Origin of the sequence: Myroides marinus (genome assembly GCF_900109075.1) — a bacterium.
Lineage (GTDB): Bacteria > Bacteroidota > Bacteroidia > Flavobacteriales > Flavobacteriaceae > Flavobacterium > Flavobacterium marinum_A.
The window spans coordinates 225146-240423 of the sequence record NZ_FNYS01000002.1; the positions used below are offsets into that span (position 1 = coordinate 225146).

General features: G+C 35.0%; 12 protein-coding genes and 2 tRNA genes. 5 read left to right on the top strand and 9 right to left on the bottom strand.

Annotated features, from left to right (window positions below; translation table 11 throughout):
* Positions 1 to 41 precede the first annotated feature (41 nt).
* Positions 42 to 473 (top strand): VOC family protein, encoded by a 432-nt coding sequence (locus BMX53_RS03380; RefSeq protein WP_074744673.1) that lies wholly within the window; start codon positions 42 to 44, stop codon positions 471 to 473.
* 105 nt (positions 474 to 578) lie between these two features.
* On the opposite strand, the gene BMX53_RS03385 is transcribed toward BMX53_RS03380, so the two are convergent.
* The 5 genes from BMX53_RS03385 to BMX53_RS03405 form a co-directional block, all read right to left on the bottom strand.
* The gene (locus tag BMX53_RS03385; protein WP_074744675.1) at positions 579 to 1130 is read right to left on the bottom strand and encodes a hypothetical protein; all 552 of its coding nucleotides are present in this window, start codon (positions 1128 to 1130) and stop codon (positions 579 to 581) included.
* A gap of 493 nt (positions 1131 to 1623) precedes the next feature.
* Positions 1624 to 1697 (bottom strand) — tRNA-Asn (locus BMX53_RS03390).
* A gap of 393 nt (positions 1698 to 2090) precedes the next feature.
* Positions 2091 to 2164 (bottom strand) — tRNA-Asn (locus BMX53_RS03395).
* A gap of 82 nt (positions 2165 to 2246) precedes the next feature.
* The gene (locus BMX53_RS03400) at positions 2247 to 2888 is read right to left on the bottom strand and encodes a trimeric intracellular cation channel family protein (protein WP_038985285.1); all 642 of its coding nucleotides are present in this window, start codon (positions 2886 to 2888) and stop codon (positions 2247 to 2249) included.
* 27 nt (positions 2889 to 2915) lie between these two features.
* Positions 2916 to 4208, bottom strand: coding sequence for an aldehyde dehydrogenase family protein (locus BMX53_RS03405; RefSeq protein WP_074744677.1), 1293 nt, complete (start codon positions 4206 to 4208; stop codon positions 2916 to 2918).
* A 124-nt stretch (positions 4209 to 4332) separates the two neighbouring features.
* Here BMX53_RS03405 and BMX53_RS19060 point away from each other — a divergent pair, with 124 nt between their 5' ends.
* Entirely contained in the window at positions 4333 to 4503 is a 171-nt protein-coding gene (locus BMX53_RS19060) for a hypothetical protein (protein ID WP_164071954.1), read from the top strand.
* A gap of 29 nt (positions 4504 to 4532) precedes the next feature.
* Positions 4533 to 4706: a hypothetical protein gene (locus BMX53_RS19065; RefSeq protein ID WP_167357236.1), complete on the top strand. Its 174-nt coding sequence runs from the start codon at positions 4533 to 4535 to the stop codon at positions 4704 to 4706.
* A gap of 13 nt (positions 4707 to 4719) precedes the next feature.
* On the opposite strand, the gene BMX53_RS03410 is transcribed toward BMX53_RS19065, so the two are convergent.
* Positions 4720 to 4911: a PLD nuclease N-terminal domain-containing protein gene (locus BMX53_RS03410; protein ID WP_242651202.1), complete on the bottom strand. Its 192-nt coding sequence runs from the start codon at positions 4909 to 4911 to the stop codon at positions 4720 to 4722.
* Between the two features lie 102 nt (positions 4912 to 5013).
* Positions 5014 to 5967: an NAD-dependent epimerase/dehydratase family protein gene (locus BMX53_RS03415; RefSeq protein WP_038985281.1), complete on the bottom strand. Its 954-nt coding sequence runs from the start codon at positions 5965 to 5967 to the stop codon at positions 5014 to 5016.
* A 166-nt stretch (positions 5968 to 6133) separates the two neighbouring features.
* On the opposite strand from BMX53_RS03415, the gene BMX53_RS03420 reads away from it, so the two are divergent.
* Together BMX53_RS03420 and mfd are read left to right on the top strand one after the other, a co-directional pair.
* Positions 6134 to 6739: a hypothetical protein gene (locus BMX53_RS03420; protein WP_074744679.1), complete on the top strand. Its 606-nt coding sequence runs from the start codon at positions 6134 to 6136 to the stop codon at positions 6737 to 6739.
* Positions 6739 to 10101 carry a transcription-repair coupling factor gene (gene mfd / locus BMX53_RS03425; RefSeq protein ID WP_074744681.1) on the top strand — a complete coding sequence of 1121 codons (3363 nt, stop codon included), beginning with the start codon at positions 6739 to 6741 and terminating at the stop codon, positions 10099 to 10101. Before BMX53_RS03420 ends, mfd begins: the two co-directional genes overlap by 1 nt.
* A 211-nt stretch (positions 10102 to 10312) precedes the next feature.
* Here mfd and BMX53_RS03430 read toward each other — a convergent pair whose 3' ends face one another.
* Together BMX53_RS03430 and pafA are read right to left on the bottom strand one after the other, a co-directional pair.
* Complete coding sequence (locus tag BMX53_RS03430; protein WP_074744683.1) at positions 10313 to 13237, bottom strand: M16 family metallopeptidase; 2925 nt, start codon at positions 13235 to 13237, stop codon at positions 10313 to 10315.
* Between the two features lie 139 nt (positions 13238 to 13376).
* Positions 13377 to 15029, bottom strand: coding sequence for an alkaline phosphatase PafA (gene pafA / locus BMX53_RS03435; RefSeq protein WP_038985277.1), 1653 nt, complete (start codon positions 15027 to 15029; stop codon positions 13377 to 13379).
* Between the last annotated feature and the right edge of the window lie 249 nt (positions 15030 to 15278).

The window sequence follows — 15278 nt, forward strand, 5'->3', positions numbered from 1 at the left end:
TTTCTAAATTGCCTCATAGTTAACAACTTAAATTAGTTAATATGGCAACAACGAACACCTATTTAACCTTTGATGGTAATTGTGAAGAAGCATTTAATTTTTACAAATCTGTATTTGGAGGAGAATTTGCATACTTAGTCAGATTTGACAGTATCCCAGACAGTCCTGAATACGTAACATCCGTAGAAGACAAACATAAGATTATGCACGTCTCACTACCTATAGGACAATCGATCTTAATGGGAAGCGATATAACTAGTAGTACCCCAATGCAGTTAGTCATGGGTAATAACTTCTCTATATCTATCTCAGCAGACTCTAAAGAGGAAGCAGACACACTATTCGCAAAGATATCAGCAGGCGGTATAGTAACTATGCCTATCGCCGATGCCTTCTGGGGGGACTACTTCGGGATGGCTATAGACAAATACGGTATTCAGTGGATGGTCAATTTTAATACAGAAGGACAGTAATAAGACACTTAACCTCTACAATAATCAGAACAACACTCCCAATAGGACATCTTATTGGGAGTGTTTATATCAATACATAGTTATTCCATACTCTAAATCTATCTTCTAACTACATTGCCAGTAACCAGCTATCACCTTACCTGTCTCATTATGTTTATATAGATACAAAGCTCCATACATAAAAACATAATCACCAAGTATTTCAGTATTATAACCATCCTCATCTATCATAAGATAAAAACTATAATTATCTTTCTCTAAAGGTTCAATATAAAAAGATTCTTCTTGGATTAGGTCAGGAGCACCATAACATTTAATAAGTATTGCTTCTTCTTCATCCATCCTTTTACTAGTATATTCAGATATAGAACATATTCCTAAGTCCTTTATACCAGATTGCTTATTACTCATCGTAGAGTAATCATGTTCTATCACTCTTACAGCTATATCTGGATAAATCGACTTATCAAGCAATATTTCAAAATCCTCATATATCAAAATAGACAACATCTTATCCTCCATATCTGGATGCACTATTGTAGCATAAAACACATATCCCTCAGGAATATCATTTTCTATTATACCAGGCACATTACCACCTATCCTTCCTTTGATACTATTATCATAAGGAATACATTCAGCAAATTTTTCTTCCATTTCTCTAATAACACTTTATTCTACTAAAAGTACTCAAAAACTAATAACAAAGGACATATTCTTAAATAACACAATGCATACTATACCTACCCCAAAAACAAAGCTAAGTAAACTCCTATTCAAACTATATTTTCACATAGCCACATCACACTTAATCTCTCATTAATGCTCAATTGATTTGCCCTCATTTGGTTAAAATGACCTCTCCTGCACTTTTTGACCACATATGAAGTTTTAAAAAACAAATAAAATACTGAATTACAGCATTTTAATATAAATGATTTTAGTTTTGTTTGGATAGTGTTCGGTAACTTCTAGTGTTTACTTGGGTTAGAAGGGTGTTTTCAAAACCGTAGCCAACTCGTACCCAAAGGATCTACTATAGATCTAAATAAAAGAAAAGAGGAAATGATCTAGGAGGAATTATCAAAAATAAAAGTAATGAAAATATAACCAAATAAAAAAGCCAGTCGTAAGACTGGCTTCTGTTATGCTCCCCCTCTTGGGCTCGAACCAAGGACCCTCTGATTAACAGTCAGATGCTCTAACCAACTGAGCTAAGGAGGAAGGTGTATTACCTTTATTGCATTGCAAATATATATATTTTTGACCAAATACCGCACGTTTTCTACGTTTAACGAGCATTTTTTGTCAAAAAAATTTACTTCTAAAACAAAACTAACTCATAATCAGCTAGAAATAACTTCAATTATTTTCTAAAAAAAACACCCCAATTAGTAAAATCGATACACTATATAGATAAATACAACCCAAAACGTACTATTACAGAATTAAAAAACGACCGTAATTAGCTAAGTTTTTCGAGTTATATTGAATAGAAGTATAAAAGATAAGCTAGAGGGATAGCAAAGAAATCATAAGAAGAAAAGAAAATGGAATTCTACTAAATAGAATCTATACCAAATAAAAAAGCCAGTCTTACGACTGGCTTCTCTTATGCTCCCCCTCTTGGGCTCGAACCAAGGACCCTCTGATTAACAGTCAGATGCTCTAACCAACTGAGCTAAGGAGGAAGGTGTATTACCTTTATTGCGGTGCAAATATATAACGTTTTTTAGTATCTGCAAACATTTAAATAAAAAAAATCAAACTTTTTTAATCTTCGCTTTTGAGTGTCGGAAGCCCGAGTTTATAACGGGTTGCTATCAAACGAATTACAAAAACAGATGTAGCACAAAATAGTTGTGTAAAAACTGTACCTACATTAAAAAAATCTAAAGTATAATAGATCATCACTCCGAAAATACAAGTCAATGCGTACCACTCTTGTTTAAAGATAGCTGGTATTTCATTAATCATGATATCTCTGACGATACCTCCTACTACTCCAGTGATAGTAGCCATGATCACCACTACCCAAAATGGATAGCCTAGTGACATCGTCTTCTCAGTACCTACTACTACGAACAACCCAAGACCAATACCGTCAAACCATAAGAATGTATTGTTTAGATGCACTAACTGTTTTCTGAAGACTACTACAAAGAATAATGCTATAATGGTACACCATACATAAACACTGTTTAACATCCAGAATGGAGTAACGCCTAATAGAAGGTCACGTAATGTACCTCCTCCTGTAGCAGTGACAAATCCTACTACTAATGCACCGAACCAATCAAGACTCTTCGCTGAGGCCATACGGATACCCGAAATAGCAAAAGCACAAGTACCAAAAAACTCAATGATGTCTACAAAGTGTATTGTAGTCCAAAACTCAAAAAACTTATCTAGCATAACACGACAATATATATGATAACCGCCTTACTTAATTACAACTGATTTTTTGTTTACAAATGATAATAGTCCTTCTTCTGCCATCTCTCTACCTATTCCTGAGAACTTATTACCTCCGAAGGGTACTCTAGGGTCAGAAATAACCATTTCGTTGATAAATACAGCCCCTTCGTCAAACTCGTGTACCTTCGACTTTAAATATTCAACATCTTTACTAAACATCGCCACTCCTAGCCCAAATCTCGAATCATTACTCATCGAGATAGCTTCGTCGAATGTCTCATACCCTACTATCACAGCTAGAGGACCGAAAGTCTCTAACTGAAACGCTGGCATCTGATCTGTGACATCAGTGATTACAGTTGGTTCAAATTTAACTCCATCGCGCTTACCTCCTACTAACACCTTAGCTCCCATCTTCACTGAGTCATTCATGATTGTCTCTAATTCTACAGCTAGATCTTCTCTCGCCATAAGTCCGATATTCGTTTCGTGGTCCATTAAATCGCCAAACTTAATCAACTTAACTGCTTCTACCAATTTATCTGTGAACTCCTGTTTTATAGAGTTATGAATTAAAAATCGCTTCCCTGCTATACAGCTTTGACCGGTATTCTGAAATCTAGCATTGATAGCAGTCGGTATTATAGCATCGATATCTACGTCTTCTCTTACGATAAAGGTATTACTACCTCCTAGCTCTAGCACCACAGGTTTGATTAATTCTCCTGCTTTTTTACCTACTGAGCTACCTGCAGCTTCACTACCTGTCAGAGATACCCCCTTAATGATAGGAGACTCGATGATAGCATCTACCTCCTTACCAGACACTGTAATATTAAAATACACTTGTTCAAATCCTTCTATGCTAAAGCAGTCTTCTAGTGCTTTAGCACTTAGAGGTACATTACTAGCATGCTTCACTACTACAGTATTACCAGCTAATATCGCAGGAATAGCGAAGCGAAACACTTGCCAGAACGGAAAGTTCCACGGCATTACTCCTAATATTACCCCCAGCGGATCATTCACTGTATAAGTCTCTGTCCAGTCAGTCTTTATCGTACGTCCTTTTAATATCTCTTCTCCATTGTCGATATAATAATCTATCAGCCTTGCACTCTTCTCCGCTTCAGCTACTGCTTGCCTTATAGGTTTATGCATATCTAGTGTCATACACTTACCATACTCCTGTAGATTAGCTAATAATTTAGCTTTTACTTGTTGAAGGTAAACCACTCTCTCTGCTATACTCACTCTTTTCCATTCTAGAAAAGATTGGTTAGCTCTATCTAAAGTTGTTGAAACTAATGCATTCATATATCGTATATTTTCTATTTACTAAAATTAATAATTGTTTTATAATCAACACTGTTGTACAGATATAAAATTTGATATCTACTCTAAAATAACTAAATTAGTACCACACTTTAATGAAATGACCATGAGAAGAAATCAAGTTATATTTCTAATTGGCATCGCTTTATTTGCCCTGTCATTTACCCTGTTTTATCTGAATATTATCGGAGCGCAGTTAGCTTACTTTATCGTTCTACTGTCTTTTGTGATGATAGTAAGTCCATTAGTGATCTATTTATTCAATAAGTTAAACTAAAACCTTATTTTTGCAATAAAAAACTAAGCATGGATAAAAATGTAAAGTTATTACTTTTAGGAGCAATCCTATTTATAATCACGATAATATTACGAACTGCAACGGCTATTAACAGTAGTGCTATCCTAGCATTGGCTATCATAGCATTGATAATAGTAGTAGTACCTCTATACAATCTAGTATTTAAAAGATTGAGAAAATAAAAAAGCCAGCTAATTATAGCTGGCTTGTTTTTTTACTATTTCCTACTAGTAAGTATGCAATAGCACCTAGTACAGGCACGAATATGATTAATAAACACCAAATAATCTTATAATTATATTCTAGATCTGCTCTACCTACTCTATACAGGCTATACGGTATTAATATAAGTAATACTAATAGAAAAAATTGCCAAATAAAAATCATAATACGATTATAAAGTTACACGTTAGAGAACTACTCTCTAATTAAGTATGCTAAAATACAAAAAAAGCCAGCTTATAGCTGGCTTATCGTTTATATAAAGACTTATTTCTTTAATTCTCTTTCTAAGTTTTCTAACATTACTTCTGTCATAGAAGATAAGTCATACTTATGGTTCCATCCCCAGTCTTGTTGTGCAGATGTATCATCGATACTAGCTGGCCAGCTATCAGCGATAGCTTGTCTAAAGTCTGGATTATACTCGATAGTAAAATCAGGAATATGTTTAGTAATCTCAGCAGCGATCTCTTCTGGCGTGAATGAGATACCTCCTAAGTTATAAGAAGAGCGAATCTTTACATCTTCTTTCTTCGCTTGCATAATACCTACAGTAGCATTAAGAGCATCTTCCATATACATCATCGGAAGAGCTGACCCCTCAGATAAGAAACAGTTATAGTGTTTATCCTCAATAGCCTTATAGAATATATCTACAGCGTAATCTGTAGTACCACCACCTGGAGGTGTAGTCCAAGAGATTAAACCTGGGTAACGGATACTACGTACGTCTACTCCAAATTTGTTGTAGTAATATTCACACCAGCGTTCTCCTGTTTGTTTAGAAATACCATATACAGTACTTGGCTCCATTACAGTATACTGAGGTGTGTTATGTCTAGGTGTTGTTGGTCCAAAAACGGCAATAGATGATGGCCAAAATATCTTTTTAATTAATCCTTCTTTAGCAAGGTTCAATACGTGGAACAAAGAGTTCATATTTAAATCCCAAGCAAATGCTGGGTTTTTCTCTGCAGTAGCTGATAACAAAGCTGCCATTAAATAAACTTCTTCTACTTGGTGTTTTTCGATAACTGACTTAACAGATTCAAACTCCATAGCATTTAATGTTTCGAAAGGTCCAGAACTCATAAGAGCTTCATTACCTTCTCTAATATCAGAAGCGATTACATTCTCACTTCCATAAACATCTCTTAATTTAAGCGTTAGCTCAGAACCTATCTGTCCACAAGCTCCGATTATAAGAATTTTGGTTCCCATTGTTTGTGTATTTAAAAAGTACACAAATATAGTTTAACTACGATTACAAATCAATTTTCACAATAAACATTACTACAACTTTATAACTTATATAACAATCTGACAATGCAAGTAATATAAAATGTAGATAACTTTGTAAATTTGGCATCTAAAACATTTTGAAAAAATGAAAAGCAACTCTTATATACTTTTACCATTACTATTCTTAGTTTCTATCTTAACATTCTCTTGTAAAGATGATAACAGATTTGAGAAAGAACAAGAATTAAAACTTACTCAACACAATGATAGTGTATATGAGTTCCTAACAAAGAATTGGAACCTGCGTATTCCTGAGACTACTCCTGAGTTAGACCAAATATTACAAGAGTGGAAACCTTGGCAAGAGCTAGCTCAAGAAGTAAGACTTAAACCTGTATCTTCTATAGGTGCGTTTCAGAAAAGGTCTGTGAGATTAGCAGAGTTAATATCTTCTCTGACTTATCAAGAATATCCTGCAGAACTAAACCTTCCTGACATTAAGACTAGGGTATCTTTATTACAAACTGCTCTAAATAATCTGAATATGTTCTTAGAAGTAGAACCTATAGATATCAAGAAATTAGATCACGATATCAAATATGTCAATAGAGCTTTTAGACTACTAACTGCTCAGATGGAAGAAAACATTAGAAAAGCAAATATACCACAAGAAGAAGGGGAAGCAGAAATGCTAGAGGCTATAGACAATGAGCGAAGAGCTAATCCTACAACTGAAAATGTAACTGAATAATGGAAATTAAACAACGATTTAAAGAATCTTCAAAGACTAAACAACTTCTCCAAGACTTACAGTCTAGAGGGAATAAAATATATCTGAAGGGATTAATAGGTTCGGCTGTTTCTTTTCAAATAGAGAGTCTCTTCACTCAGCTAGACGCTCCCTTCTTACTAATCTTTAATGATAAAGAAGAGGCTGCATACTATCTCAACGATCTTGAGACACTAATTAATAAAACGGATGTTCTATTCTATCCTGGGTCATATAGAAGACCTTATCAGATAGAAGAGACTGATAATGCGAATGTACTACTGCGTGCAGAAGTATTAAACAGAATTAGTTCTCGTAAGAAGCCTGCTATTATCGTATCGTATACAGAAGCAATCTTTGAAAAAGTAGTTACTAAAAAGGTATTGGAGAAAAACACCTTAAAGGTACAGCAAGGAGATAAAATGTCTATCGACTTCGTAAACGAGGTGCTATTCGAATACAACTTTAAGCGAGTTGACTTCGTAGCGGAGCCAGGTGAATTCTCTGTACGTGGTGGTATTATAGACGTATTCTCGTTCTCTAATGACAATCCGTATCGTATAGAGTTCTTCGGGGATGAGATAGATAGTATACGTACCTTCGATGTAGAAACTCAGCTATCTGTAGAAAGACAAAAGAAGATTACGATTATCCCTAACGTAGAGAATAAGTTCTCGTCTGAGGTTAGAGAGAGTTTCTTAGATTATATTTCTGAGAAGACTATAGTACTTACACAGAATACGGCGATGAGTGTAGATCAGCTAAACAGACACTTCGAAAGAGCTACTACTACATTCGAAAAGCTAAACAAAGACCTGAAACACAAAGAACCTAAAGATATGTTCTTAGATGGTCAATCGTTTTTACATAAACTAGAGTTGTTTACTCTTCTAGAGTTAAATGATACTAGACTACTTGATATTAATAAGACTGTTGAGTTTCACATAAAGCCACAACCTTCGTTTAACAAGCAGTTTGACTTACTAGCTCGCAACTTAAACGAAAATACAGACAATGGGTATTACAATTATCTATTCTGTGCTAATGAAAATCAAGCAAAACGCTTCAAGGATATATTCGAATCACTTAAAGAGGATGATAATCATAAGGTAGTACAGGCTTTTAAGACTGTAGTAATGCCTATATTCGAAGGGTTTATAGATGAGGAAAAACAAATCGTCTGCTATACTGACCATCAAATATTCGAACGTTACCACAAGTTTAATATCAAGAACGGGTATACCAAGAAACAATCTATAACGCTTAAAGAACTTAACTCTCTATCTGTGGGGGATTATGTAACGCATATAGACCACGGTATCGGTAAGTTCGGCGGATTACAAAAGATACAAGTAGAGGGCAAAACACAAGAAGCGATAAAGCTAGTATATGCTGATAATGATATCGTGTATGTGAGTATACACTCTCTGCATAAGATCTCTAAGTACAATGGCAAGGATGGTGCTGTACCAAAAATACACAAGCTGGGATCTTCGGCTTGGAAAACATTAAAGAATAAGACTAAGGCTCGTGTAAAACACATAGCCTTCAACTTGATACAACTATACGCGAAACGCCGTCTACAGAAGGGGTTTCAGTGTGCTCCAGACAGTTATTTACAACACGAACTAGAGAGTTCGTTTATCTATGAGGATACTCCTGATCAGCTTAAAGCTACTCAAGAGGTAAAGGCTGATATGGAACAAGAGAGACCAATGGATAGATTAGTATGTGGTGATGTTGGTTTTGGTAAAACTGAGGTGGCGATAAGAGCTGCCTTTAAGATGGTGGATAATGGTAAACAGGTAGCAATACTAGTACCTACTACTATCTTAGCTTTCCAGCACTACCAGACTTTTAGTGAGCGTCTTAAGGATATGCCTGTACGTGTGTCTTATATCAATAGATTTAGAACTGCTAAGCAGAAGGCTGAGATACTTCAAGATCTTCACGATGGAAAGATAGATATCTTAATCGGTACACATCAATTAGTTAATAAAGGTATTGTATTTAAAGACTTAGGCCTGCTAATTATAGATGAGGAACAGAAGTTCGGAGTGGCTGTAAAAGACAAGTTAAAGACTATCTCTGAGAATGTAGATACACTTACACTGACTGCAACCCCTATCCCACGTACACTTCAGTTCTCACTAATGGCTGCACGTGATTTATCTGTGATAAGTACTCCTCCTCCTAATAGATATCCTATAGAGACTAATGTAGTAGGATTTAACGAAGAGGTGATTAGAGATGCTGTGTCTTATGAGATAGAGAGAGGTGGTCAAGTGTACTTTATCAATAATCGCATAGAAAATATCAGAGAGGTAGCTGGTATGATACAGCGCTTAGTACCTGATGCTAAAGTAGGTGTTGGTCATGGTCAAATGGAAGGAAAAAAGCTAGAGGAATTGATGTTAGCTTTTATGAATGGAGAATTTGATGTACTAGTAGCTACTACCATTATCGAAAGTGGTTTAGATGTTCCTAATGCGAATACAATATTAATTAATAACGCAAATAACTTCGGTCTATCGGATCTACACCAGATGAGAGGTCGCGTAGGTCGAAGCAATAAGAAAGCGTTTTGCTACTTTATCTGTCCTCCATACTCTGCTATGACAGAAGAAGCTCGTAAGAGGATACAAGCCTTAGAGCAATTCAGCGACTTAGGAAGTGGTCTAAATATAGCGATGAAGGATCTAGAGATTAGAGGTGCTGGAGATATACTAGGTGGTGAACAAAGTGGATTTATCAATGAAATAGGCTTCGAGACATATCAAAAGATTATGCAAGAAGCTATCGAGGAACTTAAAGCTAACGAGTTTAAGGATCTGTACGAAGAAGAGAACAAAGAAGAAAACAAAGTATTTGTCAAGGATACTCAGATAGATACTGACTTCGAAATACTGTTCCCTGATGAGTATATCAATAATATCACTGAGCGCCTAAACTTATATAACGAACTGAGTACTATCCCTAACGAAGATATATTACAGCAGTATGAGCAACGTCTAATAGATCGATTTGGGCCATTGCCACGTCAAGCTGTGGCACTTTTAAACAGCTTGTGTATCAAATGGCATGCGGCTAATATGGGAATAGAAAAAATAGTAATGAAACAAGGTAAGATGATTTGCTACTTCTTAGGTGACCAACAGTCAGGGTTCTATCAATCAAATAAGTTTAGAAAGGTGCTTACATTCGTACAGCATCGCTCTAATATCTGTGAGATGAAAGAGAAACAAACAAAGAATGGACTGAGACTACTCCTGACATTTAAAAACGTAAAAACTATAAAACAAGGTCTTGAGTACATAGAGTTGTTAGACTCTAACCAAGCTTAGTATAAATGTACAACGCCCGATATAAGGTTTTATCACTTATATCGGGCGTTTTAATTTTAGTCCAGTACTTATTTAAATATAAGCGTTTTAAAGGCTCTTTATTATTGAATCAACACAAATATTAGTAAACGCTTAATAGTTGCTTAAAAATAACAAAAGAGGCTTTACACGATGTGTAAAGCCTCAATGATATATAGTTTAAAACTTAATCTTAGTATCCAAATAAGTCTTCTAGGCTAAGTTCTTTTACTTTACCCATTTTCTTAACAGCTTCCCAGTCTAAGTTCTCTTTCTTACCTAATAAACCTACGTTGAAAGTTTTACCTTTTACATATTTATTAAAGTAGTTAACTAGATCAGTCATCTGCATTTTCTCTACTTGATTATAGATGTCTTTATTGATATCATAGTCAAGTCCTTTTTCTTTTAAGCTTAACCAGTAGTTGAATATTTGTGCTTTAGTATAACGCTGAGTAGCGATATTCTTAAGTACAGTATTCTTAGCATTCTGGAATTGACTTTCGCCTTGTGGCATATCATTCATTAATTCCATCATTGCATCTACTGCTTGCCCTAGTTTATTAGCTTGAGTTCCTACATAAGCCATTACATAGTTATGTTTGTCAGCCTTAGCTGCATTCATATAGTATGCATAAGCTGAATAAGCTAATGATTTAGACTCACGAATCTCTTGGAATACAACAGAAGCCATACCTCCTCCGAAGTAATTATTAAATACAGAACTAGTCGCTAGTAAGTCTTTGTTAAACTTGCTCTCTCTCGCTCTATAAGTAATCTCTGCTTGAACCATGTCATAAGGAGCGAAGTATAGTGTTCCGTCTGTAGCTGGTTCTGGATAGATCTTAGCTGCAGGTACTTTCTTACCTTTTCCTAAATTGTGGTTTTCTACAATAGCTTTCTTAGCTGTATCTTTATCATTACCGTAGTAGAATACATCGTTGTTATAATCAAAGAAGTTGTGAATTAATCCAACTAATTCTGTTGGTTTAATAGTCTTTAATTCTTTCTCACTTAAGATGTCTTTAAAACGACTTAACTCTCCATTAGATACGATATAGCTATTCAATGCTCTCTGGATTCCTCCTTTGCTTGATTTAGCATCTACACGTCCTTTAAGGATTTGATCAACCATATTCGCGTAAGCATCTGCGTCTGCTTTAGCATCAGTTACTAAATGTTCTAATAATTTAATACCTGCTGGGATGTTTTCTTTAAGTCCTTTTACAGTAATATATGTTTTATCTGTACCAGTACTAATACCATAAGAAATACCTAATTTATAGAACTCTTTCTTAATCTCAGCAGCTGAATATTTACTAGTACCTAGGTAATCTAAATATCCAATAGCTAATGATAATTTGTTGTCATTATCAGAACCAACTTCTGTAATATAAGTCACAGTAGATAGGTCATTAGTAGTATTTTTAATAGAGTATAATTGACTGTTCCCTTTGCCAATTTTCTCTTTTTGAATAGCGCTATTAAAGTCAACAAATACAGGTGCAATCTCTTTTACATCAATTCCTTTTAAGCGTTTGTAGAATTCTGACTCACTGTCTCTATTCAAATCAATAGGCGTAATACCAGGATTCTCTACACGTACTAAGTCTTTGTTTTCACCTTGACGCTTATAGATAACTACATAGTTGTCTTTATAATTAGCGTTCACGAAGTCAACTACTTCTTGTTTAGTCACTTTAGACATACGTTCTAAGTCAGATACTGACTGCTCCCAAGTACGTCCATGGATAAATGCTTGGTACATCTCTGTAGCCATTGCTTCATTGCTTTCTAAAGCTTCCATAGAGTTCTTACGGAAGTCATTAACTACAGCTTCTAATAACCATTCATCAAATTCACCTTTCTTAAGCTTTTCGATTTGTGCTAATAAGATGTCTTTAACCTCTTCTACAGTTTGTCCTTCGTTAGGCATACCTGTAAGTTGGTGTACAGAGTAATCCTTCATAATCATAGGAGAACTACCTGCATATAATGTCTTTTGTTTTTGATTAACATCTAAGTCAATGATACCTGCCTGACCATTGCTCAATAACATATCAATCAAGTTTAAGTAGATAGCATCTTTAGTTTGGATACCTCCTAAACGGAAACCTATTTCTACTCGCTCACTCTGTGGGCTATAGATATCTTTAGTTTGAATCTTAGTCAAAGGAGCTTCTTTAGCAATATACTCAACTGGTTGAGTTGCTTTCTTCATAGCTCCAAAGTAAGCATTAACCAACTTAATAGTAGATTCAAACTCAAGGTCTCCAACTAATACTACTGCCATATTATTAGGAACATAGTATTGGTTAAAGTAGTTATTAATAGCTACCATAGAAGGGTTCTTAAGGTGATCTGAAGTACCTATCGTAGTCTGAGTACCATAGTGAGATGCAGGGAATAATAACTTCATCATTGCCTCATGAGATGCCCAATAGTCATTATCTTGTCCTCTATTAAACTCTTCGTATACTGCTTCTAATTCAGTGTGGAATAAACGCAATACTAATTCAGAGAAACGCTCACTCTCGATTAATAAGAATTTCTCTAGCTCATTAGAAGGAATCGTATTTTGGTAAACTGTTTCGTCAAACCAAGTATGTGCATTAGTACCAGTTGCTCCAATAGAAGCTACAGATTTATCATACTCGTTAGCAACTGCATACTGTGACGCCACTTTAGAAATCTCATCTATCTTTTTATAAATAGCTTTTTTCTTCTCTACGTCTTTTTCAGCTTTATGTTGCTCATATAAATCAGAGATTTGTTTGATTAGCTCTTGCTCTTTAGCCCAGTTAATAGTACCTAGCTTAGATGTTCCTTTAAACACCATATGCTCAAGATAGTGAGCTAGACCTGTACTGTCTTCAGGATCATTATTAGAACCAGTACGAACAGGTATATAAGTCTGTATACGTGGTTCGTCGTGGTTCTGTGCTAGATATACTTTTAAGCCATTGCCTAATGTATACACTCTAGCTTTAGAAGGGTCATTCTCTACATACTCGTAAGTAAACCCATTAGCATCTTTTTTAGTTACAGTCTTATACTGTGCATGCATTGAAGCACTTACAGCAAAAACGAAACCAAAAAGTAGGTACCTTTTTTTCATATAACGGTGTTTTTGTGTCTAAGTCCCAAATCTATAAAATATATTTTACACTACTTTATTAAAATTGAATCTAAATTACAGAAACAAAAAAGTCGCCTGTATTACTACAAGCGACTTTCTATATAGAGTATAATACTTATTATTTTACATCTACTGCTTCGTGAATAGGTGTTCCTATGTTACCATTAGGCACTTCTATTTTTAATATTTCAGCAATAGTAGGTGCTATATCAGTCATATGAGTCTCGCGGATAGTCTTACCTGGTTTAACTCCCCATCCCATAAATACTGCAGGAATATGAGCGTCATAAGAACCCCAAGTACCATGTGTAGTTCCTTTACTATCTTTTTTACCACTATACCATTGTGGTTCTAAGATATACTGGATAACTCCACTTCTCTTGATATTATATCCATTAACGATACGCTCGCGAATCTTAGCAGGAATAGCTGCTGATGCTGCATCATCCATATCAGTAACAAAAGCAATACCTTCTAATTTCTTCATCTCTCTAACGATGTATTCTCTGATATCTTCTTCCTCAAGTCCTTTTTCTTCAACAAGAGCATTGTTTAAGTGAACTTGGTAGTTTGTAAGACTTTTGATAATATCTTTTTCTCCAAACTTCTTCTCTAACTTCTCGTTCAAAGTCTTTCTTGCTTCTGCTGTATTGAAGTAACCTGCGTTACCTTTCTGATCAGCAAAATACTTAGGATTATGAGCTGCACCGTGATCAGCAGTTAAGAAAAGTGTATAGTTTCCTTTCCCTACTTTCTTATCTAAATAAGTTAAGAATTCACCTAAATCAGCATCAAGTCTTAAATAAGTATCTTCTACCTCGATAGAGTTAATCGCAAACTGGTGACCTACATAATCTGTAGATGATAAACTTACAGCTAAGAAATCTGTAACACCTGCAGGGTTAGCTCCTAGTTCTTCACTATCAATCGCTGCTTTAGCAAAATCAAGAGTTAATGAGTTACCAAATGGGGTAGCCTTAATTAAGTCATATCCATTATCCTTTTTCAATTTAACTAAATTACGAGGGAATACAGGTTTGTCTTCTCCTTTAAAAGGCTCTTCGTAAACATTATCATCAGCTGTACTTAATACATAAGTATTGATAGGATAAAGTGTATTCCATCCTTGTTTAAAGTATTTATCAGCTAATTTTTCTTTATTAAATGATTTAACCCATTTAGGTAGATCTTTCATATAATATGTACTAGTGATCCAATCTCCTGTAGTACCATCTAACCAATACGCAGCATTAGCAAAATGTCCAGCAGGAAGGATACCACCTCTATCTTTAATAGCAATACCAACCACTTTGGATTGGAAGTTAGTAGCTAATCTCAATTGATCAGTAACTGTAGATACTAGTAAGTTTTTAGGTGATTGTTTACCAATCTTACCAGCTCCCCCACCTACTCCTTCTACACTATCATCTTGAGTACAATACATGCTCTCTCCTGTAGCTTGGATAATAAAATCGTTACCAGCTATACCGTGAATAGCTGGTACACTACCTGTATAAATTGTACTGTGCCCAATAGCTGTATACGTAGGTACATAATCTATGTAAGTATTCTCACTTGAAAATCCTTCGTTTAATAAACGCTTAAATCCATTATCTGAATAGCGATCGTAGTATCTATATAAGTAGTCCCATCTCATCTGGTCAACTACTACTCCTACTACTAACTTTGGTTTCGGTAATGTCCCTCCTGCTAATGCAGTCAAAGAGAACATACAGCCTACTGCTGCAAATAAGGTTGTTCTGATTTTCATCTTTTAATTAAGGTTTGTATATGTTTTTAATAAGGCTTCTGTTTACAAAACTATTAAACTCAAAGACTTTACAAACATTTATTCTACAAAAAACTCTAACATTAACATTTAGAATTATATCCATCAAAAATATACATTCTATCTAAAACTAAGATTAACTGTATGTTATCAATGTCATTTATATGCAAAAGCAAAAAGGCTGCCCTTATATGGACAGCCTTTTAATGCTAACTAATTCTTTATAATCTA